Origin of the sequence: Mesorhizobium sp. M4B.F.Ca.ET.058.02.1.1 (genome assembly GCF_003952505.1) — a bacterium.
Taxonomy (GTDB): Bacteria; Pseudomonadota; Alphaproteobacteria; order Rhizobiales; family Rhizobiaceae; genus Mesorhizobium.
In genome coordinates this window covers 4,675,887-4,700,698 of record NZ_CP034450.1, presented here as the reverse complement: position 1 = coordinate 4,700,698, position 24,812 = coordinate 4,675,887, and the positions used below count along the sequence as shown (strand labels likewise).

The 24,812-nt window shown below is 58.7% G+C and carries 17 protein-coding genes and 10 pseudogenes; 19 read left to right on the top strand and 8 right to left on the bottom strand.

All coding sequences use genetic code 11. The annotated features are described in order from the left end of the window. Nucleotides 1-306 carry a hypothetical protein gene (locus EJ073_RS22930; protein ID WP_126057710.1) on the top strand — a complete coding sequence of 102 codons (306 nt, stop codon included), beginning with the start codon at nt 1-3 and terminating at the stop codon, nt 304-306. Between the two features lie 239 nt (nt 307-545). On the opposite strand, the gene EJ073_RS22925 is transcribed toward EJ073_RS22930, so the two are convergent. Both EJ073_RS22925 and EJ073_RS22920 read right to left on the bottom strand, forming a co-directional pair. Then, nucleotides 546-2,288 (bottom strand): CocE/NonD family hydrolase, encoded by a 1,743-nt coding sequence (locus EJ073_RS22925; protein WP_126057709.1) that lies wholly within the window; start codon nt 2,286-2,288, stop codon nt 546-548. Between the two features lie 503 nt (nt 2,289-2,791). After that, on the bottom strand, nt 2,792-4,381 hold the full coding sequence (locus EJ073_RS22920) for an ABC transporter substrate-binding protein (RefSeq protein ID WP_126057708.1): 1,590 nt from the start codon (nt 4,379-4,381) through the stop codon (nt 2,792-2,794). A 610-nt stretch (nt 4,382-4,991) separates the two neighbouring features. Here EJ073_RS22920 and EJ073_RS32985 point away from each other — a divergent pair. The 3 genes and pseudogenes from EJ073_RS32985 to EJ073_RS22910 form a co-directional block, all read left to right on the top strand. After that, nucleotides 4,992-5,155 (top strand): annotated as a pseudogene (locus tag EJ073_RS32985) (aspartate aminotransferase family protein); the annotation flags it as partial. 384 nt (nt 5,156-5,539) lie between these two features. Beyond that, complete coding sequence (locus EJ073_RS22915; RefSeq protein WP_126057707.1) at nt 5,540-5,845, top strand: transposase; 306 nt, start codon at nt 5,540-5,542, stop codon at nt 5,843-5,845. 387 nt (nt 5,846-6,232) lie between these two features. Beyond that, nucleotides 6,233-6,778: a GNAT family N-acetyltransferase gene (locus EJ073_RS22910; RefSeq protein ID WP_126057706.1), complete on the top strand. Its 546-nt coding sequence runs from the start codon at nt 6,233-6,235 to the stop codon at nt 6,776-6,778. 541 nt (nt 6,779-7,319) lie between these two features. On the opposite strand, the pseudogene EJ073_RS22905 reads toward EJ073_RS22910, so the two are convergent. Further along, nucleotides 7,320-7,694 (bottom strand): annotated as a pseudogene (locus EJ073_RS22905) (transposase); the annotation flags it as partial. 4 nt (nt 7,695-7,698) lie between these two features. On the opposite strand from EJ073_RS22905, the pseudogene EJ073_RS22900 reads away from it, so the two are divergent. Next, nucleotides 7,699-8,542: pseudogene (locus EJ073_RS22900) on the top strand (transposase); the annotation flags it as partial. Nucleotides 8,543-8,607: 65 nt separating this feature from the next. Here the strand turns inward: EJ073_RS22900 and EJ073_RS22895 are convergent. After that, a pseudogene (locus EJ073_RS22895) lies at nt 8,608-9,345 on the bottom strand (IS256 family transposase); the annotation flags it as partial. Nucleotides 9,346-9,516: 171 nt separating this feature from the next. Then, the gene (locus EJ073_RS32425; RefSeq protein WP_190233802.1) at nt 9,517-9,678 is read right to left on the bottom strand and encodes a transposase; all 162 of its coding nucleotides are present in this window, start codon (nt 9,676-9,678) and stop codon (nt 9,517-9,519) included. A 792-nt stretch (nt 9,679-10,470) separates the two neighbouring features. Here EJ073_RS32425 and EJ073_RS31880 point away from each other — a divergent pair. From EJ073_RS31880 to EJ073_RS32420, 6 genes and pseudogenes are all read left to right on the top strand, one after another. After that, a pseudogene (locus EJ073_RS31880) lies at nt 10,471-10,581 on the top strand (ATP-binding protein); the annotation flags it as partial. A 400-nt stretch (nt 10,582-10,981) separates the two neighbouring features. Continuing rightward, entirely contained in the window at nt 10,982-12,280 is a 1,299-nt protein-coding gene (locus EJ073_RS22875) for an acetyl-CoA carboxylase biotin carboxylase subunit family protein (RefSeq protein WP_126057705.1), read from the top strand. Between the two features lie 116 nt (nt 12,281-12,396). Then, a complete protein-coding gene (locus EJ073_RS22870) occupies nt 12,397-12,792 on the top strand; it encodes a transposase (RefSeq protein ID WP_190233800.1) in 396 nt (131 codons plus the stop codon). Next, nucleotides 12,789-13,136, top strand: a complete 348-nt coding sequence (gene tnpB, locus EJ073_RS22865) for an IS66 family insertion sequence element accessory protein TnpB (protein WP_126057690.1) — start codon at nt 12,789-12,791, stop codon at nt 13,134-13,136. The genes EJ073_RS22870 and tnpB overlap by 4 nt, the downstream gene beginning before the upstream one ends. A 45-nt stretch (nt 13,137-13,181) precedes the next feature. Continuing rightward, nucleotides 13,182-14,660, top strand: coding sequence for an IS66 family transposase (locus EJ073_RS22860; protein ID WP_245455325.1), 1,479 nt, complete (start codon nt 13,182-13,184; stop codon nt 14,658-14,660). After that, nucleotides 14,648-14,806, top strand: a complete 159-nt coding sequence (locus EJ073_RS32420; protein WP_245455324.1) for a transposase domain-containing protein — start codon at nt 14,648-14,650, stop codon at nt 14,804-14,806. Before EJ073_RS22860 ends, EJ073_RS32420 begins: the two co-directional genes overlap by 13 nt. On the opposite strand, the pseudogene EJ073_RS22855 reads toward EJ073_RS32420, so the two are convergent. Further along, a pseudogene (locus EJ073_RS22855) lies at nt 14,787-15,020 on the bottom strand (DUF6429 family protein). The gene EJ073_RS32420 and the pseudogene EJ073_RS22855 sit on opposite strands and share 20 nt — an antisense overlap. 1,130 nt (nt 15,021-16,150) lie before the next feature. On the opposite strand from EJ073_RS22855, the pseudogene EJ073_RS32980 reads away from it, so the two are divergent. Further along, nucleotides 16,151-16,482 (top strand): annotated as a pseudogene (locus EJ073_RS32980) (ATP-binding protein); the annotation flags it as partial. A gap of 297 nt (nt 16,483-16,779) precedes the next feature. On the opposite strand, the gene EJ073_RS22845 reads toward EJ073_RS32980, so the two are convergent. Continuing rightward, nucleotides 16,780-18,174 carry an MmgE/PrpD family protein gene (locus EJ073_RS22845; RefSeq protein ID WP_126057704.1) on the bottom strand — a complete coding sequence of 465 codons (1,395 nt, stop codon included), beginning with the start codon at nt 18,172-18,174 and terminating at the stop codon, nt 16,780-16,782. A gap of 979 nt (nt 18,175-19,153) precedes the next feature. Continuing rightward, entirely contained in the window at nt 19,154-19,615 is a 462-nt protein-coding gene (locus EJ073_RS22840; protein WP_126057703.1) for an Lrp/AsnC family transcriptional regulator, read from the bottom strand. 281 nt (nt 19,616-19,896) lie between these two features. On the opposite strand from EJ073_RS22840, the gene EJ073_RS22835 reads away from it, so the two are divergent. The 7 genes and pseudogenes from EJ073_RS22835 to EJ073_RS32395 all read left to right on the top strand — a co-directional run. Then, a complete protein-coding gene (locus EJ073_RS22835) occupies nt 19,897-21,081 on the top strand; it encodes an aminotransferase class V-fold PLP-dependent enzyme (RefSeq protein ID WP_245455323.1) in 1,185 nt (394 codons plus the stop codon). A 38-nt stretch (nt 21,082-21,119) separates the two neighbouring features. Then, complete coding sequence (locus tag EJ073_RS32410) at nt 21,120-21,527, top strand: M20/M25/M40 family metallo-hydrolase (RefSeq protein ID WP_245455322.1); 408 nt, start codon at nt 21,120-21,122, stop codon at nt 21,525-21,527. A 77-nt stretch (nt 21,528-21,604) separates the two neighbouring features. Next, nucleotides 21,605-21,715, top strand: a pseudogene (locus tag EJ073_RS32975) (peptidase dimerization domain-containing protein); the annotation flags it as partial. A 331-nt stretch (nt 21,716-22,046) separates the two neighbouring features. Next, nucleotides 22,047-22,262: a M20/M25/M40 family metallo-hydrolase gene (locus EJ073_RS32405; RefSeq protein WP_245455321.1), complete on the top strand. Its 216-nt coding sequence runs from the start codon at nt 22,047-22,049 to the stop codon at nt 22,260-22,262. A 269-nt stretch (nt 22,263-22,531) separates the two neighbouring features. Next, nucleotides 22,532-23,940, top strand: a pseudogene (purF, locus tag EJ073_RS22825) (amidophosphoribosyltransferase); the annotation flags it as partial. 111 nt (nt 23,941-24,051) lie between these two features. Next, the gene (locus EJ073_RS32400) at nt 24,052-24,309 is read left to right on the top strand and encodes an IS66 family transposase (protein ID WP_245455763.1); all 258 of its coding nucleotides are present in this window, start codon (nt 24,052-24,054) and stop codon (nt 24,307-24,309) included. Continuing rightward, nucleotides 24,209-24,793, top strand: a pseudogene (locus tag EJ073_RS32395) (transposase); the annotation flags it as partial. The gene EJ073_RS32400 and the pseudogene EJ073_RS32395, both read left to right, overlap by 101 nt. Nucleotides 24,794-24,812: the final 19 nt, after the last annotated feature.

Sequence of the window (24,812 nt, the reverse complement as noted above, 5' to 3'; positions counted from 1 at the left end):
ATGGTCAGCCTTCTCTTTGCCGGCATCAAAATCTCCCCGTTCATCGCGGGGCATTTGATGTCAAAGTTGCTGACCCAGGAGGTAATGTTCAGTGCCGAAAACTGGCCGACTTTTGATTGGAATGGTGGCCGGAATGAAATCGGAATGACTGGCCGGCTTCAAATCGGAATGGCGGCCGGCTTCACGTCGGAATCCGCAGGCCTGCTGTTCTTCCGATTTCGGCTCGACGAATCGCATCTCCGGCCGCTAGGCCCCAATCACAGTCGTCTCGGCATCGGCGGCATCGTTCTTCTGGCGCTTTACTAATTAGCTAGCAGGCCTCAAGCCTCGCCGGCCTCGCCCCGTTGATCGCCAGTGCGGGTAAGTAGAGCAACCCCAAGGTCGTCCGGTCAGATGCTAACGACGTCGTAGGCCAGACCTGCGCTTTCTGGAGATCAAGGGTCACCTGCTCCCGTGCCGAACACGATTCGATTTACGTTCCCTATCGGTTTCGCAGGAAATGTAGTTACCAAAGTGAGAGTTTTCTGGCAGCCGCTGCACTAAGCTCAACGAGTCGGCAGCCCGCCGGGCTCAAATTCAGTTTCTTTTCGGCAAGGTTTAGCTCGCTGTATGCCACGTTCGGGCGCAGGCGCTTGGGCCTTCGCCCCGGGTATTATGGGCAAGACGATGCTTGAGGGATACTTCTCCGAGTGATGGACCCTGTTAATAGATGCGGCACCAATTGGAAAGCTGCCGATGGATTGTTTGATGATAGGGTTGGGAGCGCCGATGGTTAGCTCAAGGCTATGCCCTTCTCGGACTACGTGACCAATCGGCGAGATCGACATTTTTATCTCATATATTCTACCCGGCATGAGTTTTTCGCGTTCACGGAATAGATGAACGATTTCGTCCGAAGAGGTCCGCTGTTCATCGATAGCGCGAAGGGACGCGCGCAGTTGGCCCGATTGGAGGAAGAGTACGTTGCCGTCAGGGCCGACGTCCTTCAATGTTAGTTCTAGGTCTGTGTCATCCCCATCGTCAATGCTGAGGTAGAAGGTCACTTGCGGGCTTCCAAGTAGCGTCATATCCGAGGCGGCCGCGTCCGTCCTGTAGTTCAACACGCCCTGCTGATATGGCTTAGCCGCGAATTGCTCATTGTTTCCATAGAGTTCTGCTCCCGTCGGGTAGAGGTACGCGCGAGCGCCCTCGTAAGGGGTGGCACCGGGTTTGTCAGGCGATATCTTGGCGTCGGCCGTGAGATAGTAGGAGCGACGCTCGACGGTCGGTTCTGGCCAAGCCTTGTGGTGTGTAACCCAACCCGCAACCTGCTTCTTGGGATCTCCTTCGGGCTCCCAGGCTTCCCAGTAAACAGTTACTGGAGGTTCATTTTCAATTCCATTCTTAGCGCCCTTCACCCAACGGTCGAGGAACTTCATCCGCTCATTGTCGACAAGCAGAGGAGCTCGTGGCCCAAGTGCTCCGGTCCCTCCGTGATCGCCGTCGATCAGGACAAGCTTCTTGTGCTGTACGCTCGGCATTAATTGAGTCATTACGCGAGCGCTTTCCCTTACGGCATAGCGATCCTGCCAAGCGCCAATAAGCATAGTGGGTACTCGGATCTTGCCGGCCACCTCTTTGCGCGCCAAATAGATCGAATCCCACCACTCATCATTTAGTGGATGTCTTCGTATTTCGTTGTAGAATGAATTTTTGACGACCTGCCGGTCGCTCCCACAAATCGCAGAACACTCCGTATCTCCCGCTTTTATCCGGTCACTCACTCCGCTGGCCTGACTGATGAACTGACTGGTAAAAGCCCATTTTAGGCTGTAAAGTTGTAGCATTCCGCCTTGGTAAATCCACTCATAGGCGTCGAACATGCCGGACGCTACGATGGCCCTCAAATGAGGCGGCTGTTCTGCCGCGACCCACATTTGAACCGAGGCCGCAGATGAATTGCCAACCATCCCAACATTGCCACTACTCCAAGGCTGTTTAGCAATCCATTCGACAACTTCCGCACCATAGAGTCCCTCTTTCCGGTCGAACCATGTTTCCAGGATACCTTCCGAAGAACCAGTCGCAGGGAAGTTGGCCCCGACGAAGGCATAGCCGGCATCTAGAAACGGCTTCGCAACTTCGAAACGAGTTGCGCTCGCGTCATAGGGAGAATAGAGGAAAACGGTCGGATGGCGGCCTGACTTGGGGCAGTAAGAGATGTACGCGACGCGCATTCCGTCTTGCATAGTCACGTAGCCGATGTCGCGCGCCACGTCAGCTTCAGTATAATTGGCCGCAGGTGTCATTTGTGGATCCTTTCGAATTTCCGTTCTCACTGCATCGTCAAGGGATGCTGGATGAGCCAGACAGCGATTCCTTGGCCCCGGTGACCCAACCTATGGATGAGGCCGAAGGTGAACCGGCTTCAGGCGCGTTTAGGATAAGGTAGCTGGCCATCAACAAGCGATTAGCCAGCGACTGAAGGCTTTCCGGTCGCCGCCCTTCTTGAACCATCCCGTGTTTCGTCGTTGGACGAGAGCAATCCGTTTCCAACCATCGAACTGAGTCTGGGTCATTGGGTCGGGCGCGATAACGTGCAGGGACGCCTCCTAATCGATCAGGTGAAGAAAGCGCTGGCGCGCCTTCACAGCTATCGAACAGCGTCTAAAGCCAATGCATGCGCATGCACATGAGATGGCCTGCTATTGTCCAGAACTTGGAGTTCAACGTTCGGATCACGGCTAGCAGAACGCCCAGCGCGACGCGCTGGGCAACCAACTCAGAACGGGTGAGTTCATAAGCACTCCGTTCACGCTTCCAGCCAGCATTGCACCAATGCGGAGGCATTACCCAGATCCCGCATAGGGCTCTTCACGAACCCATTCACACCCGGTCCTGTCGCGTCGATGTTTTGGCTGAACAGCGGCGCGATCGTCCCGCCCTGGTCCCGAACGATGATGGCCATCTCACGATAGAGGTTCTTGCGCTTGTCCTGGTCGAATTCGGCGCGCGCCTCGATCAGAAGTTTGTCGAAATTCTCGTTGAAGAAGTGCGTGTCATTCCATGCCGCGGTCGACAAATAGGCGGTTGAGTATATCTGGTCCTGCGTCGAGCGACCGTTCCAGCCGCCGGTCGAGAAGGGCTGCTTTAGCCAGACCTCAGACCAATATCCGTCGCTCGGCTCGCGTTTCACCTCGATGGTGATGCCGGCCTTGGCACAGCTCTGCTGGAAGAGCTGGGCGGCGTCGACAGCTCCGGGGAAGGCATCCTCGGAGGTCCTGAGTAGGACCGGCCCGCTATGGCCCGACTTCTGATAGTGGAACTTGGCCTTGTCTGGATCAAAGACGCGCTGCTCGATGTCCTCGGGGAAGAGCTGGTAGGCGGCATTGATCGGGAAGTCGTTACCTATTGCGCCGTAGCCGCGAAGGATTTTATCCAGCATTTCCTCGCGGTTCGTTGCGAGTTTCAATGCCATTCTGAGATCGTTGTTGTCAAATGGCGGGGTATCGCAGAACATGTTGAAGTAAAGGTAGCCGCGTCCAGAAACGTTCTGGATTGTCACCCCGGGGATACGTTTGAGCAGGTCGATGACCTTCGGCTCGAGGCTGTTGATGATGTGAACATGGTTGCTTTGCAGGGCAGCAATACGCGCCGTGGCGTCATTGATGACGATAATTTCGACTTGGTCGGCGAAACCTATCTCGCCGGGCTGCCAGTAGTCTTTGAACTTTTCGCCTCCGTGCCGCACGCCGGGCTCGTTGACTGTCACCTTATAGGGGCCGGCGCCGATGCCGGCGGCAGGATCATCCTTGCCGCCGTTGGGCTGGATGATCAGATGGTAGTCAGTTAGCAAGTAGGGCAGATCGACGTTGGACTCATTGAGCGTGATCACGACGTCGCGGCCATCAGCCTTGAGCGATTCAATACCTTTCAGGAGGCCAAGTGCGCCGGATTTCGACTTCTTGTCCGAATGGCGCTCCAGGGTGGCGACGACGTCCTGAGAAGTGACCTCCTTGCCGTTGTGAAACTGGATGCCGTTGCGGATCTTCATCGTCCAGGTTTTGGCGTCCTTCGACGAGCCTATTTCCTCGGCAATGCGGTAATCGATGCTGCCGTCGGGTGTCATTTCCAACAGCAACTCACCCCAACACTTGCCCAAGACGATGGGGACCGAACTGACGAAGGACGCCGGGTCGAGGCTATCGGTCGCTGCACCACCCCGGATGCCGGCTTTCAGGATGCCTCCCGTTCGTGGCGCCTGCGCCTTTGCAGCGCCGGCAAGAAGCGAGTTGGCGAAGGTGGCGCTCACCCCCAGCGCCGTCGCACGGCCAAGAAATTCACGTCGGCTCAGCCGGCCTGCAGCAACGCGGCGGCTGAGATAGTCGAGTTCCTGCGACATTGGATGCTCCTCACTTACTATTTCTGTTCCCTGGCGCCGATTATCCGGCCTCAGTTTTGGCAAACGTACCAGCGAGAGTGGGCCGCTTTGCGCGAATTATCGTCTGCGTACGCAGGAAATGTGCGCATTTTTGCTTCCTGCGCAAATAAGCGACGATTGTGGGCGGGAGGTTGAGCCGCAGGGTGTGGCTTTGTGTCTCAAGTGTTTGAGTTTCTTGAAGTATCGTTCGAATAGGTGCGCGCTTTGTTCGCTTCGAAGTCGTAAGGGATCAGCGTCCTGCGGGTCCATTGCAGGGGATGACAGCCTTGGGGCCCATCCCGGCAACGCGATCCTAATCGTTGTGTCGAAGGAGCGAGTATTGCAGTGCGTGATGCAGATGACGTACTGGCCGGGACCCGACACGGGCTCCACCTTCAGGCTGGGCGCGCGCTCGATGAGATCCGGCGACCTTCAGCGTCGCGGCGTCGAGCGCCGATACCGCCAGCAGACTTCTTGAACCTCCGGTTTTCGTCCTCCAGGCTCTTCAACGGCCGGGCGTCCGACAAGCGCGCTGTGCTGGCTATGCTATTTTGATCTCATCAACGGTCGCGAAGTGGCTCACATCACCTCATTTCCGCTGTCCGGCCCTGCTGTCGGCGATAAGGTCTACAAGGTGCTTGAAGCAGGGCCGGACCGGTCGGATCATTCTCACTGTTATACCATTTCCGGTCACCCGCGGCCGCGAATATTGTTCTGGACATCGTCGAAGGGGAAAGACCTGGCAGCCGAGCTCTGTAAACTGCAGCAGCACGTAACCTCCACGCCCTCTCTTCGAGGAGCTCGGACGTAGAACAAAGAAAGTCTCGACGGAGTTCGACTTCCTGGTAGTCCCGTGGGCCTACCGTCGTCCCCCTCGAGTTCCCGCCGTGAATCCGCGGCCAGCGGACCGATATCTTCCGCGTTCGGCAGAGTTCACTCGAGGCCTGGCTCCCCTTTCTGGACGGGCATTGGGTCTCGGGCTGCGACAATGCGAGCGAGCTTTGGCGGCGGCTGAAGACAAAGGGCTTTCGGGGACGCCTGGGCGTCGTCAGCGAATGGGCACGGCGACGAAGACACGCCTAGCAGGCATCCGATCAGCAACTCCACAAGGTGCCCTCAGCCAGAACGATCGCACGGTTGATGACCACTGCACGTGATCATCTGAGTAAAGCCGACACTGTGATGATAGCCGCTGTCGAGGCGGGCGTGCCCATGCTGGTGGAAGCACGCAACCTAGTCGTCGGTTTCCATTCCATGATCCGCAAGAAGCTTGCCGATGATCTCGAGCCGTGGATCGAGGCCGCCAGGAGAAGTCTCGTCGCATCTTTCGCCAACGGCATCGTTCGTGACCACGCCGCTGTCCGCGCCGCCATCACTGAGCCATGGTCGAACGGCCAAGCTACGCCACCTGATGGGACGTCGACCCGAGGTACGCCTACTCCCTGACCCGTCGATCGCGGAGCAATTCGAATCCCCCCGCCTGGCAGGCAGGCCAAGATGGCTATTCACAAGTCGTCTCAGATTTTGCGACAGAACCCTCGCAACCTTGGTAGGTGCGCACATCTGTGCGCCTGCTAATGTGGAGCTCGCGAATCCCGTTCTATCAATCGTGGACGCAACCCGCGTGAAGCGGTGCGTTCATTGTGGGTAGTGGCGATGTCACAAGGCAGCATATCGGGTTCATCGCCCCAAGTCGCCTGGGGCGAGACTGTGCATCTCGCCAATCAAGGGAGCTTGCCTTGATGCCAACAAATTCTCGGCTGTTTCGAGAACTCCAGCACGCAGGAGCTTCGTCTCTGGCACCACATCAGTCGCTCAGATTGGAGAATACCGATGATCACATATCAGACCGAACGTTTGATCCTCACCTCCATGCGGCCCGAACACGAGCCCGAATTGTTCAAGCTGCATAACGATCCGGTGGTTCAGGAGGCAAACTTCAGGAATGTGCCGCAAACTATTGAGGATGTGCGCAAGTGGCTCAATTTTTTTTTGGCCCAGTGGCGCACCAACGGCTTCGGAGCCTGGATGGTGTACGAAAAGGCCGATGATGGTCCGATTTTCATCGGTCGCTGTGACCTGCGCAACTACCAGGACACCAATAATCTCGAACTCGCCTATTTACTGGCGCAACACGGAATAGGACGAGGTTTGGGTCCGGAGGCCGCACGCTTCGCCATCACGCACGCCCTACGAAACTGTACCAAGGAAAAGGTTGTCGGCATCATTGGGTGCGGCAATGCACGGGCGCATCGGGCAGCCACGAAGCTGGGGCTGCGCTATATCGACGACCGCTGGCATAGCGGGGAACTCTGCCGATATTACGAAATGACCCGCGAGGAGTATTTTTCCCAGCCGCAGCACCAGCTTGCAGGGTAGGCACGTATGGTGTTCGCGGCGTATCGAGTGCTGCGATTTGGCTGCGGTCGCGGACGTCGGTTCGGATCACCCACTCAGCTGAGCTAGCCAGAATAGCCTCTGTCGTCAACCGCGTCTCCTCTACGCTCAATAGCTGAGGCAGTTTGTACGGCCGAAGCCGTCGAAGCCTCAAATGTAGCGTAAAGAGCGTCTCCCGCTCTTTCCGTCCCGACGTTGAGTGAGGGTGTGTTCTATGCATTCGACCTGGGCACCGCCCAGCCGAGAAACCTCGTCCGCCGAAAATCGTCGTGAAGAATCGCAAGTGATTCATGTACGTAGAAACCAGCTGATTTCCAGTATCGAATTTGCCGGAAACGACGTGTTTGTGGGCTGTTTCCTTGCGATTTCAGTTTCCGGTTTCGTTGCCAGGCGAAGCCTGATTCACTGGCCGTTATCGCGGTGAATCGGAGTGCCAGGGGATGGGCAATCGCCGTGGAAACCAAGGCTTCGGGAGTTGGTTGTGTGCGTCAAGTTCTGCAAAAAGGGGCGGCCATGGAGCCGGTCATGCGGCTTGGCGTAGAGCGAGCCTTCTTGTGCTCGCGTAGGTCGTCTATGTTGATGTAGCGGTTGGCCTCCATCCAGTTTTCGTTGGTCTCGATGGCAAGAGCCCTGACGAGTCGCAGGCAGCTTTCGGTGTTGGCAAGATGCGCACGACATAGGTGCGCCGGCGAATTTCCTCGTTGAGCCGTTCGAGCATGTTGGTGCTCTTGAGGTGCTTGTGGTGCTGGCGTAGTAGACGAAAGAAGGTCAGCGTGCACTCGAGGGTCTGCTCCACTCACGTCGTCAGTCCTGGGTAGCGGCCCGACCATTTGGCAAGCCATGCGGCAAGATCAGCCTTGGCCTCGGCGAGATCGCGCCGGTCATAAAGCCAGCGCAACGTGGCGAACGAGGATGCGCAGGCGGCACTCAGAAAGAGCCGCAAAACCGGGAAGTTCAAGAAGATCTGTGTCACTGATCCGGATGCCAACATGGCGACAAAAGCCCCGCAATCGCAGGCTGGAGCCCGCCTACAAACAACATGCCATCGTTGATGATCTGCGCGGTGTGGTCCTTGATTTCGCCGTGACCACCGGCGAGCTCAACGAAGGGCAAATGATCGTCGATCGGATCGATGCCACCATGGAGGCCACAGGGCTCTCCATCAGCACAGTCATGGCAGATGCCGGCTATGCCTACGCAAAAGTGTACGGGGCTTTCGAGTGTCGCGCGATCGATGCCTTGACACCGGCCAAGGCGGAGCCAATCCGCAGCCCCGTCCCGATGCGCCGTTTCCGCTACGATGCCAAGCACGACATCCTGAAGTGCCTGCGCGGAAAAACGTTGCGGCCCCCCGGCGGGTAACGCTTCTTCTATTCACGCGCCAGCGACTGCGCCGGCTGCGACCTTGCCTCCATTTGCTTGTCCAAAGGGCGCGTCAACAAGGCGGTCGTTGTAGGCGATAATTATCCGGCGTTGCTGAGGGCGCGCAGGCGTCGTGAGCGATGGTCGGAAGAGGACAAACAGCTCTATCAGCGTCACCGGTGACGCTCGGAAGGCTACCATGGCGAGGCGAAGAACTGGCACGGTCTTGCCCGAGCGGTTCGGCGGGGTCTCGCCAATATGACGATCCAAGCCTACCTCACCGCGGCGGCGGTAAACCTCAAGCGGCTGGCGGCCGCTTTGTTTGCCCATTTTCTGGGATTGGTGCTGCTGATGCGCCCTCTGGCGTCCGTCGAGGAACCCTGAGAAGGCATTCCGCAGTTTGACGGCAAGGCGTCCTTGCCTCGCACCGGGTGTGGAAAAGCCAGCTTCCTCAACAGCCCCACGCGGCACCTCTGCCATGTCGCCGACAGCACCTTGGTGACGGCGCTCTTGAGGCCTTCGTGCGCGTCAGAGACGACGAGCTTGACGCCGCGCAGGCCGCGACGTGTCAGCTTGCGCAGGAATTCCGTCCAGATCGGCTCGGCCTCAGACGTGCCGACCTCCATGCCCAGCACCTCGCGCCGGCCGTCCGCGTTGACGCCGACAGCGATGATGACGGCGACCGAGACGATCCGCCCACCGCGGCGGACCTTCAGGTAAATGCGTCGATCACACAGGTATGGCCAATCGCCCTCGATCGGCCGCTTGAGGAAGGCCTTCACCTTGCCGTCGATCTCCTCGCACAGCCGCGAGACCTGGCTCTGGGAGATGCCGCTCATGCCCATGGCCTTGACCAGGTCGTCAACCGACCGGGTCGAGATGCCTTGCACATAAGCTTCCTGGATGACGGCGGTCAGCGCCTTCTCTGCCATGCGGCGCGGTTCGAGGAAACCCGGGAAGTAGCTTCCCTTCCTGAGCTTGCGCAGCTCGACCGTCCCGGCCCGCGTCTCCCAGTCCCGGTCGCGGTAGCCATTGCGCTGGGCGGCCGCAGCGTCGAGGCCCTCGCGGCGCCAGTTCCAAGGGAGGAGCTCGTCGATCCGCTGTGCTGGGTGGGCTGCGATGCGCGCCAGGATATCGGCGAGCCAGGCGTGAGGGTCGACGTCATTCAACTTGGCGCTGGCGATCAGGCTGTAGAGAACGGCAGCGCGCTGTCGGCCGCGATCGGAACCGCAAAACAGCCAGGACTTTCATGCCGCGCAGGGCTCGCTCGGCTGCATTGTTGGATAGGCAGATCCGCCCATCGTCGAGGAACCGGGTGAAGGATGACCAGCGGCGCAGCATGTAGTTGAAGGCCTTGGTCAGATCGTGTCCGCGCGAGAGCTTGTCGCGCGTCTCGACATCCAGCGCTCGAGCTCGGTGACCAGCGGCGCGCTCCGCTCTTTGCGCACGGCGAGGCGTTGGCCTGGCAACAGGCCGTTGATCTCGCGCTCGATATCGAACAGGGCATCGATGCGCTTCACGGCTTCAACGCTGGCGTTTGTTGATGGCCGAGATCGCCGAGGCCGAGAAGGCATGACCGCAACCCGAGCGGTAGCCGAGCCGCTCCGGTGTCTGCTCCCCTTCGAGATGGCGTCTTTCCAGCTAAGGGTCCGCGCACGCTCTGCAAGGCCGTACTGGCGTCGGCCGGCTCTCGGGATTGCTCGCAAGCTGATCGGCCGTGGGCTGCCGAACATAGGCATAAGCGCCGCGCGCAAGATGTTCAGCGGTGATCTTCATGATTTGCCCCCCGGGCCCCTCTGGCTCACGCCGCGGCTTCGCTCAAAAAGGCTTCGATCAACGGAAGAGCGCTTTCCGGCACTTCGCCCGGAACAACGGGAGGCGGTCTCTGCGGAGAACAGGTCTGGCTGGTTGGTCCGAAATTGGCTGCGCTGCATTATGGTCTCCCGACCGGCGTGACTCGCCTTGGAAAGCCTACACACGCATCGATCTCACGGCATAGGTCGCGCAGGCATGAAAGCGCAAGCCGAGACGCCTCGCGGACCGCCATCGTTAGGGCGGTCTCTTGCGTCATCCAGATCGGAATCAGCGCCAGCTGCAATCCGGTTGCCGCCCAACATAAGCAGCTCTCCGCAATAACGCTGACGACCAGTTACGAAAATGTCTTCGCCCGCACGCGGATGGCGGATGAAAGCGTAACGGACGATCTTCTTTCCTTCGTCACCCTGATAACGGGCATTATGAACCCAGTCCGCCCGGCACAGGCAAGAGCTGGCCGGCCTACTCGCTTGGTCACTAGGCGTGCCGCGAGGACGGCCGATGCCATCCTGGATCGCCTCGTTCACAACGCCTATCGCATCGATCTGACCGGAGAGAGCATGCGAAAACAGCGCTCGCCAATAGCCCCTGAAACACCGCACGCTTGAGCTCAAACAGAACCCGATCCAAACATCAACCAGACCCAGGATCAGTCCGAGAAATGGCCGACTTCAATCGGAACGCCCGGGCGGAATGAAATCGGAATGATCGGACTCGGTGGCCGGCTTCATCGAAAAACGCATTCCTAGGTACCAGCGCAAGCAAAGCAGGATCATTGACTGGTCAAACTGGCGTCTATTGAAGATCGCACCCCGGTCGCTGGGCTCCATGCCACACGGCCGGTAATCAAGGCGTTTGCAACAAATCCCTCAACTAAACTTTACCGAATCTTTGCGACCGCAAATCGCTGACAATGGTACGTTCGCCAAGGCCTGGGTCAGGCACAGATAAGAAGCTGATGCCTTTTACGCTTATATGCCGCACAGCACGCAACGGAGATCAACGCCAATGAAAAGAAGAGCGCTCATCCTGGTTGAAGGCCATAAGGGTAACGGTCTGCTGTATGTTCAAGCGGCCCAGCGCCTTGGCCTTCATCCGATTGCCCTGTCGGCTGATCCAGCTCGGTACGACTATCTTGCGACGAAAAGTGCTGAGGCAATCCGTGTCGATACAGATAATCTCGATGCGCTCATCCACGAATGTTCCCGGCTGGGTGCAACCTATCAGATTGCTGGCATTACGGGCTTTTCGGGCGACGACGAGTTGGCTTATGCTATGGTTGGCAAGCTCTGTCAGCACTTCGGTCTACCGGGCCCTAACCCCGCATCGATTGAGCGATGCTGTGACAAATCCGTCCAACGTCAGCTCCTTGCGGAGGCCGGCGTGCCAATACCTGCTTATCGCGTGGCGGCAAATGCGCCGGACGTAGAGAGCGCTGCCGCGGAAATCGGCCTACCGGTTATTCTCAAACCTGCCACGGGCAGCGGCAGTATAGGTGTCCGATTGTGCCGCAGCGTTGATGAGTTAGCCGAACATACGAGCTACCTATTGGGCGGGAAGCATATATGGCGGTCTTCGCCGATTATACTTGTCGAAGAATTCGCAAAAGGCCGGTTTTATTACGCTGACATAATGGGAAATGAGGTATTCGAGATTGCCGCCGCTGAGTTCGGTCCCCCACCGCATTTCGTCTTTCGTGAGTTTACTTATCCGGCCCCGATAACAGACGACGAGTATCAGCGTATCTCCGGTATTTCGTTGAGCTGTTTGCAAGCTCTCGGTTTGAGCTGGGGCCCGACGAACATTGAATTCCGCTGGACAAAGCGCGGCCCAGTCGTCATTGAAATCAATCCGCGGCTTGGCGGCGCCCCCGCATCTCAACTGGCTCAGCTGGCTTACGGTGTCGATCTCATCACCGAGCACATTACGCTTGTCACGGGCGACGAATCAAATTTGCACAGAAGGCGTTCGCACACTGCGGCCGCGCGCTACCTACTTCCTGATCGCGATGGCAACCTCGATTGGATCGATGGAGGCGGTCGGGCGGCTGCCGTATCAGGTGTCGCCGAGGTCAAATTCTATGTTAAGCCAATGACGCCGATCGTCAGGAAAGGCGATTACCGAGACCGCATCGGGCATGTCGTTGCAGCTTCACCCAGCCTTGCTCAGACGGAGGCGATACTTGATCGTGCCATCGACTTAATTAGTTGGTCGATCTCACCATTTCAGACCCTTGGCGAACAAGGACAATCAGAAGCCCTTCAAATTCCCGCACGAACGGACGTGGCGCCCAAAAAGCGATCGTAATAGAACATTCGTTCACTCGACGACAGGGGAGTTGCGGCGTATCCCCACGGTGACGGCCGCCTTGCTGAGGTAGGCTGAAGGCTGCAAGTCCTAGTGCAAGCACTAGGAGTAGCCCTGTGACGAAGCATCAGATCGAAGTGATCACGTCGGTCGAGCGGCGCCGGCGCTGGTCTCGCGAGGAGAAGGAGCGGCTGGTCGCCGCGACGTTTGAGCTTGGGGCCAGTGTTTCCGAGATTGCGCGATCGGCTGGCATCCATGTGAGCCAGCTTTTCCGGTGGCGCAAGGAGCTCTGCCAGATCTCCGCGCCGTTCGTGCCGCAGCTCGTTCCCGTGGAGGTCGTCGAGGCACTGCCAGCGCCACCTGCGCCTGCGCAGCCACCGCCGATCTCCCGACCGCGCAAGAAGAGCAGCATGGTGACGATCGAGCTTGGCGGCGCCCGCCGCCTGCGGGTCGAGAGTGATATCGATAGCGAGGCGCTCGGCCGGATCCTGGATGTGCTGGAGCGGCGATGATCTCGATCCCGAGCGGTGTGAAGGTGTGGCTCGCCACTGGCTATACGGATATGCGCAAGGGCTTCCCCGGCCTGTCGCTGATGGTGCAGGAGACATTGAAGCGCGATCCGCACAGCGGTCATTTGTTCTGTTTCCGCGGGCGGCAGGGAGGGCTGATCAAGGTGACCTGGCACGACGGCCAGGGTGCATGCCTGTTTACGAAGAAGCTCGAGCGCGGCCGCTTCATCTGGCCCTCGGCGGCCGACGGTACGGTGGTGATCACGCCCGCTCAGCTTGGCTATCGGCTCGAAGGCATCGACTGGCGAATGCCGCAAAAAACCTGGCGTCCAAGCTCGGCGGGATGAGCAAAACCGCTGGCATGGCGGGAGCGAATATGATTCCATCGCGCCATGACCGATGCAGCCGATCAGCTTCCTGGTGATCTTGCCAGTGCGCACGCGCTCGCCGAGCGTGCAGCCTGCCGGGAGGCGCAAGCAGTCGCCGCCCGCGCGCAAGCCGTGAACTCGCACTCGGATGCGCTGATCGCCCGACTCAGGCTGGAGATCGAGAAGCTGAAGCGCGAGATCCATGGCCGCCGCTCGGAGCGCAAGGCGCGGCTTCTCGAACAGATGGAGTTGCAGCTTGAGGAACTGGAAGCCGACGCCAGCCAGGACGAATTGGCGGCGGAACTGACGGCACGCTCCTCGACGGTCAGGGCGTTCGAGCGCAAGCGACCGTCGCGCAAGCCTTTCCCCGAACATCTGCCCCGTGAGCGCGTGGTCATAGCCGCGCCGGCGAACTGCCCGTGTTGCGGTTCGGGCAAGCTGGCCAAGCTTGGCGAGGACGTTACCGAGACGCTGGAGGTGATCCCGCGCCAGTGGAAGGTGATCCAGACCGTGCGCGAGAAGTTCTCTTGCCGCGAATGCGAGAAGATCTCGCAGCCGCCGGCGCCCTTCCATGTGACGCCGCGCGGCTTTGCCGGGCCGAACCTTTTGGCGATGATCCTGTTCGAGAAGTTCGCCCAGCACCAGCCGCTGAACCGGCAGAGCGAGCGCTATGCCCGAGGGCATCGACCTCAGCCTTTCCACACTGGCCGATCAGGTCGGAGCTTGTGCCGCGGCGCTCAAGCCGGTGCATACGCTGATCGAGGCCCATGTGCTTGTGCTGACCGCCTACATGCCGATGACACGACCGTGCCGATCCTGGCCCGCGGCAAGACCGATACCGGTCGCATCTGGACCTACGTCAGGGATGACCGGCCGTTCGGCGGAACATCGCCGCCGGCGGCCCTCTACTATGCCTCGCGCGATCGGCGGCAGGAACATCCCGAGCGTCATTTGCGGAGCTTCACCGGCATTCTGCAGGCCGATGCCTATGGCGGCTACAATCCGCTCTTCAAGGTGGACCGTGATCCCGGTCCGCTGACCCAGGCGCTGTGCTGGGCGCATGCGCGCCGCAAGTTCTTCGTGCTTGCCGACATCGCAACGAATGCCAAGCGTGGCAAGAACGCCGCGCCGATCTCGCCGATCGCGCTTGAGGCGGTCAAACGCGTCGACGCCCTGTTCGATATCGAGCGCGACATCAACGGACTCGTCCCCGACGAACGTCTGCAACGACGCCGGCAGGAAAGCCGTCTTCTCGCCACCGAACTTGAGGCCTGGATGCGGGCAGAGCGGGCAAAACTGTCGCGCAGCTCTCCGGTCGCCGAGCCAATCGACTATATGCTGAAGCGCTGGGAAGGGTTCACGACCTTCCTCGGCGATGGCCGGATTTGCCTCACTAACAACGCGGCCGAACGCGCGCTGCGTGGTTTGCTCTCGGCAGAAAAGCTTGGTTGTTCGCGGGCTCCGATCGAGGTGCCGATCGGGCTGCCTTCATGGCGACGCTGATCAACACCGCCAAGCTCAACGATATTGACCCCCAGGCCTGGCTTGCCGACGTCCTCTCCCGCATCGCCGACACGCCGATCACACGGCTCGAGGGCCTGCCTTGGAACTGGCGGCCCGCTCGGGCGCTCATGGCGTCGGCCGCGTAAACAGCGCGCGAAACAGTTCCTCCGAGCGCCGAAGACCCTCGTTCGTCAACACCAAGGATTTTGCCTTGTTGACCGGGTCGGCGATCAGTCCCTTCCGGTGAAGTCGATCCGTCACGTCCTAGTCAAAGCCCTTCCAGGCGCACCGTTCATTGTGCAGGGTCAGCCAAAGCAGTGCCAGGACCGCATCATCGATCTTGTCGGTGTCGATCTCCATCGCTGCGGCTTAACGCAGACCGCACCCCGCCGCGGCCCAGACCGGAAGGACGTTGCGGCTCAATAACACCTATCTTCCCTTCTGGCACCTTCCGGGTCATCGAAGCGCCACGGTGGCCGATTCGTCGTCTGCCCAGCCGGCCGGCGAGGGAACCGAAGCATTTCTGAAAGGTCATCGCAGCTGGCCATCGGGGGACTGGCGATACTTTCGACGGCTCATCACTCTGCCGTGTCCGGGCTATGCTTTTTGATCAGCGTAGAGGAACGCCTCATCCTGCCTTCAATGATGAGGTCTGCCTTAACCTGCTGGGGCCACACGTATTCCGCGCCTTGGTAAACGAGGGCTTTCGAGTTGCATGTTCGAAGAACATTGTAAAGAGAGGAATCTTCTACTCCTACCGGCAATCGTGCTTGTACGCGTAAGCACCAAGAAAACGCTAGTCGCCTGTGCTGATAGAAGGTGGCCGCAGAAAGTGACACCGTGACGCTGGTACACTCAGAAAGTGAGCGATCGGCTGCGCGCAATTCAGCCCACCTGACGCCGCTCGGCACCTCGCATTACGAGCGGAGCCGGTGAGCCAATTGTATTTCTACATGGTGCCGGCTTCGGCGCGGAGGGAAAGAGTTCATTTGTTCGACGGATGGACGGGCTGTCCGACGATTTCGGGTGATCGCGGTTGATCAGCTCCACGTTGTGTGGCACTGACTATCCCGCTGATCGGAACTATATTAACCGCCTCGGCGGCGTGGGTGACGTGACTAAACAACTAGCTTCCTCGAAACGCTGGGATTGGAAACAAATCACGCTGGTTGGCAATTCAGAAGCGTCGCCGCGCGGGTCACGATCGTGCGTCCCGATCTTGTTTCCAGGCTCGTACTGCTGACTGCCAGAGCCATGCGTCCGACCGGCGACAGGAAACTGCCTGGCGCCTGCTTCCAGCAGGCGCATCAGCTCGGGCTCTTCAGAGATCCGGTTCTCGCTATTACCACTGAAGACGCTCGCTGTTACACTGAAGAAGAAAAAACGACATCCTTGCACATCCCATCCTCCTTGGTCGCTTGAACACCAGGGGCCTGGCCGGCATGGCAAAGGCGTTCGATGAACTTGCCGCCAATGCCGAGGCTCAATAATTGTCGCACGCCGGATGGCTAGGCTATGATTGCGCCTGCGTTCTCAAAGCTGCGCCAGCACGCAGCATCCGCGGGGATGTCGATTATCACAGCGAGCGCGGCCTGGATCTAGCCCTGTTCCTCAAGCTGATCGTTGGCGACCGGGTCGACGGCCACGACAATCCGGCCATCTGCGGCCCATCGTGAGTGGCCGCTCAGTGCTGTACCGGCGTGTCCCGCGCCTGTTCGCCACTCTCGACTTCGCCAGTGCCAACGGCCGCTACGCACGCTCGGCCGGCGTGCAGTTGCTGATCCTCGACGGCTGGGATCTTGAACCTTTCAACGACCAAGCAATGCTATTTTGCATCAAGCCTGATCTCACATCAACGGTTTCCAAGTGGCTCACATCAGCTCATTGCCGCTGTCGGGCCCCCCGCTGTCGGCGAGAAGGTCTACACGGTGCTTGTAGCATGGTCGGACCGGTCGGATCATTCGATCATTCTCATTGTTTTACCAATTCCGGTCACCCAATCGGAGCCGCGGCCGTATCTGGACATCGTTGAGACGCCCTGTCCCTCTATGATGGCATATAGATGGGCCGGGTGGGCACCGCTGAGCAGAAACTATTTGGGTGTCGGGAGCGCGGAGGCCTAGTTGCCGCCGACTAGCAGCTTAAATAGCGGCGCCAACGAAGCCCGCTTATCAAGTTCGTTTACGAACTCGCTTATCAACCCGAGCTGTTTTTCAGAGAACGGCAACATCGACATTTCGGCACATGCCTCTAATTTCCGCATGCCGTCGGCGAGCAAGGCCGGGTTTTCCGGATGCCCGAACGGCTCGTCGATACGAATGGAATATTGTGCTCCAGACTTTAAATTCACCTTAACTGTTGTCGGCGAATTCCCATCGCGCCCGTGTGTGCGATCGATTTCAGGATCAATTTCGACCTTCGTGGCCGCCATGATCTCCCGTACAGCGGGATCCATAAGCGTTTCCTTGCGAAAATCGGTAATCGCGACGCTGCCACGCTGCGCCGCCACAGAGACGGCGTAAGGCAGACTGAATCGCGCTACGACAGGATCCTTTGGGTTCCACTTTCGGTCGTGCGGCTGGGCGACAACGCTCCTAGCGCGCTGATTCAACCCGAGTTCGATTGAGACAATATCCTCACCCGTGAAGTTGTGTCTCTCACGCAATTGCAGCAGTCCATGGATCCCGTGATGCGTAGCCCTGCAGGAGGGCCAAGGCTTAAAGCTAATGGAAGCGTTCAAATAATCGGAACCGAGGCCATCCATAAGCATCTCTAGCTCGTAGTCTGGTTCGAAGGCCTTGTAGAACCCATACTTGCCAAAGAAGGGCTCCCGTGGGCCATTGAAGCCCACCATAGCTGAAAGGGCAGCCTCAAGGCCCGAGCGAGCGCGCAATCCCTGCTGCAGCGCTACAGTGTGGGCGCCTTCTTCATACATCTGAAATTCGCCAGCAGCGTGGGCGTAAGCGATACCGAACGCATTGCGCGTTTTCTCTTCGTCGAGCCGCAGCAACTTTGTACTAACCGCGGTGGCGCCCCAGACCGCGACCATATTGTCGCGTCCTGTGTCTATTGCGTTGGTTGTGACGCTGCGCGCAAGACGCATGTGCAAATCGATAGCGGTCGCGACTGCGCAGAGCAATTCGCTTCCGGTAATCGAAAGGTCACGTTCGGCCAGTGCCAGCGCCGGCGGCACATCATACGCGCTTGCGTGGCAGCCGTTGATACAGATCTCATATGTCTCATCAAAATCAAGGGCTCTGGCCGTCGTCGCATTGACCAGCGCCGCCAAGCTGGCGGGGAGCTTCTCTCCCGAAACCCAAACCGTACATTCTGGCTTGCCGCCCGACAACGCACCCAAGTCGCGAGAGAAGCGGGCGATAGGATCATTCGATCCGCCGATCGCGCACGCGATAGTGTCAAGGATTGAGAGCTTCGCACGTTCGATCGCTTTCTCAGGTATCGTCTCCAGATTGGAGTTGAGAACATGTCTAATGAGTTGCGTTGTCACATCCATTGCCATACCTCCAAGCGATTTTGGATCGAGAGCCCCTTGAGCGCGAGCAGGTCGATCGGCTAGCCTCGACGGCTTTCAGCCGAGTGACAATCTCGTGTCGATCCCATCCGCACAACAAAGCCGAAGCTGTCAGCGCTGTTTTAGATGTAGGGCCGACCAGGATGCGCTTTGCATAAATCATGCCTGTTTCGAGCAGGAAAGCTGCGTTTTTCTGCCGTTTCGCGCGCAACCCAGACTATTGACGAAGTGGAAGATTCCCGACTCGCCAGCGGTCACCCGGCTGTTCGTTCGGGCACGACTGATGCCAACCCCTGGGGATACTCGACCCTCGCCGAACGGGGGCATGTCCAAAGGCGCCGCGTCCACACAATGATTTCGTCGGGCTGTCCCGGCATCTGCGCTTCGTGCCCACGTTGCATGTCTTGTTCTGATCTGGGCCCAACGTGCAGTGCGATCGGCCCGCCAGTCGACTCTCGCTTGAGGTGCAATGTCGGGAACCCCAAGCAGGTTCTCCGATTAAGTGGCCGTGCAACGCAAGGTGAGGTGGAGTCCTGGCGCAATGCCGCATCCGCTTCCCGGCGCACCGACAGTGGTCAAAGGAGGATCGATATGGCACGTCTCACAGCCGCGAATACGTGGTGGTGGACCCCGGCAACAACGTCACGCTGATGCAGTTCTCAAGCAGGCGGTGCCAGCGCTGATCGGCAGCGGAGACATCCGGCCGCAGGGGCAACGCCCCTGCACTCATCCCGGCGCAAGTTCATTGAAGCCACAAGTGAAGCGACCGAAAGCGAAGTCACGATGCTGCCACCGGCAGCCAAGCTTTGCGATCAATCTGATCCAGTACGTCGAAAAGATAAGACGCACTTCACCGCCGCCCTAGATCGTATTACCACCCGACGAATCGCGATTAGTTATCAGGTTGATGCGCTTGAGACCGCAAGGTGCCAGCGCAACTGAATGCGGGCGCATACTGTCATTATTCTTCAATAGGCAGAGCCAATGACGCCTTGATTCGATCCATTACGACCATTGTCTTGACTGCTTTGATATCAGACTCATGAAAAAATCGGCGGGTAAATGCCTCATACTCGGCCATGTCCTGCACAGAGATCAAGAGAACGAAATCGGCTTCACCCGTCACATAGTACGCACTCATGATCTCAGGCGTGCGCCGAACCGCCTGCTTAAACCGATCAATGATATCTACCCGCTCACGCTCGAGACTGATCGACGCCAGCATGAGCATGGGGCGACCTACGGCTTGTGGCGAGACTATGGCAACGTCAGCCTCGATCACACCTTCATCACGCAGTCGCTTCAGTCGCCGCTGACAAGCGGTCGCAGAAAGGCCCGCAAGTTCGCCCAATTCAGCCGTCGTCAGGCGATTGTCGCGCTGCACTGCGTTGAGAAGCTTGCGATCAACTCGATCCAGGTCCATTTCACGATCACTGCAAAAAAGGAGAGATTTGCGCAGAAAAACTGCTTATCTCTCACGATATTAGCCTGAGTTCCACAAGGATCAAGCCATAAAATGATCCGGTCAACGAAAAGCATTTGCCTCTCGGTGGTGAACCTCTTGTCTTATAAATTCGGCCGAATGGTATGAAAGGTAGCTCTACCGCTTCTCAATTAAGGCACTGTCGTTGCCACAACTGCAGAAATGGGCGTCCCGAGTAGGTTTTGCGCTCTTTACCACGTAACACGGATCTTATGACGAGCATGATAAGCCATTTTCTTCCTTTGGACGTCCTCCGGCAGGAATTTCCAGCCACCCAAAGGGCCATTTACATGGATGTTGCAAATCAGGGGCTCATATCCAGAACCACCCGCACGTCCATGGACCAGCACCTTGATAATCGACTAAACGGCTTGAATGACGAAGAGGGAATGATGCAGCTTGTCGAGCGAACACGCTCCAGATTTGCTCAATTTATTGGGGCCGAAAAGGACGAAATCGCTGTTACGAAGAATGCATCGGAAGGCATTAACATAATTGGAAACGCGATTGCTTGGAGGCCGGGAGACAATCTTGTCCTGTGCCGCCAGTTGGAGCACGCAAACAATATCCTCCCTTGGCTGCAACTCAGGGACAAGCACGGAGTTGAGTTGCGGATTGTAGAAACAAATAACGGCGCAATCCCTTGCGACGCTATTATCCATCAAATCGACTCGCGCACCCGTATCGTTACAGTATCGACTGTCACAATGGTGCCAGGCTTTAAGACTGTGATCGAGCCGATAGCGGAGGCTTGCAAGCGTCTTGGCGCCTTTCTTTTGGCCGACGCCTCCCAATCAGTTGGCATCCTCCATACCGATGTCAATCTGCTTGGCGTCGACGGTTTGGTGGTATCATCTTACAAGGGGTTGATGGGCCTCTATGGGTTGGGATTTCTATATTGCCGCCGGGAATGGGCCGATCGTCTAAGCCCTGCCTATCTCGCCCGCTTTAGTATCGATTTGGGCGAAGCGCCAGAGTCGGCTCCAATATTCGATTCGGTAAAATTGCGCGCGGGCGCGCCCCGTTTTGAAATTGGCCATTACAATTTTGCGGGCGTCATAGCGGTCTACGCGTCTATCGGACAGCTAATGGAAATCGGCACGCCGGCCATTGAACAAAGCGTTACATCCGTTGCAAGGCGACTGGCATCGGGCCTCCTAGATCTCGGACTCCCCGTCTGCGGCGGAGCACCAGGGGATCACACCGGAAGTATCGTTGCTCTTGGAGATCCAGCACCTGGTTCGCGCGAAGCCGACAGTCGCATTCAGTCGCTGCACGAGCATTTGATGAAAAACCAGGTGATCGTCTCAGCACGCCGGGGAATGCTGCGCTTCTCGCTACATTTATACAACACAGCAGACGAAGCTGACCGAGTTGTCGGCCTGGCAAAGAACTGGCTGGCATAGCCGCAAGCTTGCGTTCTCAAGGAGGGATAGGAGTATTCATGTCGTCCATCAGCACACAAACGGTAGAGCTTCTCAAACAACTCATAAAAATTGAGAGCATCAACCCTTCAGCGTCGGCGAAGGGGAGCGGTGAACAAAAGGTCGCTGAGTTCCTCGAGGCCTTTTGTCGAGAGCGAAATCTACCCTTTGAATATCAGGAAGTCACCGACGGACGCGCCAACTTCTTCACCTGGGTTCCTGGGCAGGAGCCCGATAAGCGTGTCCTGTTCATATCTCACATGGACACGGTGCCGGTTGATAATTGGGAGGCAGATCCTTTTTCGCCGGACGAACGGGATGGTCGGATTTATGGGCGAGGAAGTTGTGACGATAAGGGTCCGCTCGCGGCAATGCTCATGGCTCTTAGCACTCTAGGGACCGTAAGCCACGATACACGATTGTCCTAGGCGCAAGTGTCGACGAAGAATACCGAAAGAAGGGAGCGCGAAAGATCGCTCAATCAGGCGTATCCTATGAGGCCGCGGTGGTCGGTGAGCCCACTGACTTGGAGCTTGTCGTTGCACATAAAGGATCGGTTCGCTGGCAAGTTGAAGTGGAGGGGGTGGCCGCTCACAGCTCCAAGCCCCACCTCGGAGTGAACGCGATCACGGGAATGGCCAAGGTTATCTTGGCGCTCGACAAGATTAACGAGACTCTGTCCCAACGCGTGCACCCCCTGGTCAGCCCCCGACCCTTACGATCACGCTCATCGAAGGGGGTACGGAATTGGCGACGGTACCGCCATCCTGCCGCGTGTGGATCGACCGGCGGCTCATACCAGGAGAGCGACCGGCGGAAGCGCTACAGGAGGTAGAAAACATCCTGGAAGGCCTGCGCCAGGGTCCCGATAAGATCAACGTGCGCTCGCTGCTACCCGCTCTGGAAGATCCAGCTCCCCGAGTGCGGAAGCCACAAAAATCGCCTCGGTGGCGGCAAAGGCCTGTGCTGAAGTTGCCGGAACGGGCCAGCACCGCGGAGTTCCATATGGGACGGACGCGAGTCAGCTGTCTCTGGGTGGTATTCCCTGCGTTATTCTTGGGCCTGGGAGTATTGATCAGGCCCATACCGCCAATGAGTACGTGGAGATTGATCAGTTGGCCAAAGCCGTCGACATCTACCAAAAGATCATGCTTACCTACTAGCGACCATTGGCACAATCACGCAAGGATGGGATCCCGCGATGACTTCGGCTTCGCGGGACCACGTGCCTTACGGTAGACTTTCAAGTCCTATCAAGCCACTTACATGTGATCCCGCCGTTGCCGGATGATCATCTCTGATGCGGCAAGAGGCTGGCGCATTGGGACGATGTCGGCTGGGGGCTCGCGGCCGACATCCGCCCCCTCATGGTCCGATTCAGGCGAAGACGACAGCTTACCTCATCTTGTGCTTCGGATAATGATCATGACAAATGTTTGAGGCAGATAAACTATTCTCTGCGGAGGCCGATGATCATTTTCATGATGAATGCGGCATATTCGAAGTCTTTGGCCCCTTGGATGCGGCCACTATCGTCACCCTCGGCTTGCATGCCCTGCAGCACCGGGGGCAGGAGGCGGCGGGGATTGTCTCCTATGACAGCACGCAGTTCCACGTCGAACGTCATGTCGGTCTGATCGGCGACACCTTTACCAAGCAGCCGGTCCTCGACCGGCTGAAGGGCACGCGCGCCATCGGCCACACCCGCTACGCCACTGGGGGCGGACCCGGGCTGAGCAACGTACAGCCTTTCTTCGCCGAGTTGGCCGACGGCGGCTTTGCCATCGCCCACAACGGCAACATCACCAATGGGATGACGCTACAGCGTGCGCTGCAGAAGCAGGGTTCGATCTTCTCGTCGACCTCGGACACCGAAACGATCTTGCATCTCATCGCGACCAGCGTCGGGAAGGGACGTCATTTCGCGCTTCATAGATGCGGTTCGCCAACTGGAGGGCGCGTTCTCATTGGTAGCGTTCTCCCCCACAAAAATGATCGGCTGCCGCGACGCGCTCGGGATCCGGCCGCTGGTACTAGGCGAACTTGAGGGCGCCTGGATCCTGGCCTCAGAGACCTGCGCGCTCGACATCATCGGTGCGCGCTTTGTTCGAGACCTGAAGCCTGGCGAGATGGTCATCATCACCGCTGAGGGAGTGGAGAGCCTGTTCCCGTTCGAAACGCAGAAACCGCGGTTCTGCATTTTCGAGTATGTCTATTTCTCTCGTCCGGATTCGTCGGTCAAGGGCCGCAACGTCTATGAAGTGCGGAAGAAGATTGGCGCCGAGCTCGCCATCGAGAACCCGGTCGATGCCGATATCGTCGTGCCTGTGCCCGACGGCGGCACCCCGGCCGCGATCGGCTTCGCCCAAGCCGCCGGCCTGCCCTTCGAGCTCGGCATCATTCGCAACCACTATGTCGGCCGAACCTTCATCCAGCCGACCGATTCCATCCGCCACATGGGCGTCAAGTTGAACCACAATGCCAACCGTCGCATGATCGAGGATAAGCGCATCGTGCTGGTCGACGATAGTGCGAGGCACAACCAGCCAGAAGGTCGTGCAGTTGCTGCGCGATGCAGGCGCGAAGGAAGTGCATATGCGCGTTGCTTCGCCGCCGACCCGCTCCTCATGCTTCTACGGCGTCGACACGCCTGAGACGGCGAAACTTTTAGCGTCGCGCATGTCGATCGAGGAAATGGCCAAATTCATCCGTGTCGATTCGCTCGGCTTCTTGTCGATCGGCGGGCTTTATCGGGCTCTCGGCGAAACGGCCCGCGAGCACAAACTGCCTCAATTCTGCGACGCCTGCTTCACTGCCGAGTATCGGACCCGCCTGCTCGACCAAAAAGCGCTGAGAACGAAGTTCACCTGCCGCGACTGCGAGGCGATCAGCCAGGCTCCGGCGCCGTTCCACGCCACCCCGCGTGGCTGGGCCGGTCCCGGCCTGCTGGCGATGATCCTGTTCGAGAAGTTCGGCCAGCATCAGCCGCTCAACCGCCAGGCTGAACGCTATGCGTGCGAAGGCGTGCCGCTCAGCCTGTCGACGCTCGCCGACCAGGTCGGCGCCGGCGCCGCGGTGCTGATGCCGCTGTTTAAGCAGCTCGAAGCCGATGTGCTGGCCGCTTCACGTCTGCACGGCGACGATACGACGGTGCCGGCTGGCCAAGGGCAAGACCGATACTGGCCGATTATGGACCTATGTGCGCGATGACCGACCGTTCGGCGGCGCCGATCCGCCGGCGGCGGTCGTCGAGGCGAACATCCCGCGGCGCATCTCGCCGGCTGGAGCGGCATTCTGCAGGCCGATGCCTTTGGTAGTTGATCTCTATGCGACGGGCCGTCAGCCGGCGCCTGTTATGGAAGCCAGCTGCTGGGCTCACAGCCGGCGCAAAGTGTTCGAGCTGGCCGATATCGAAGCGGCGGCGCGCGAGAAGGCGCAGGGCGAGAAGCCCAACCTGGTCTATCCGCTGGCGGTCGACGCCGTGAAAGCGCATTGATGCCCTGTTCGATATCGAGCGCGCGATCAACGGCCTGTCGCCCAACGCCACTCCGTGCGCCAAGAGCGGAGCGCGCCGCTGGTCACCGAACTCGAGCGCTGGATGATCGAGACGCGCGACAAGCTCTCGCGCGGGCACGACCTGACCAAGGCCTTCAACCACATGCTGCGCCGCTGGTCATCCTTCACCCGGTTCCTCGATGATGGGCGGATCTGCC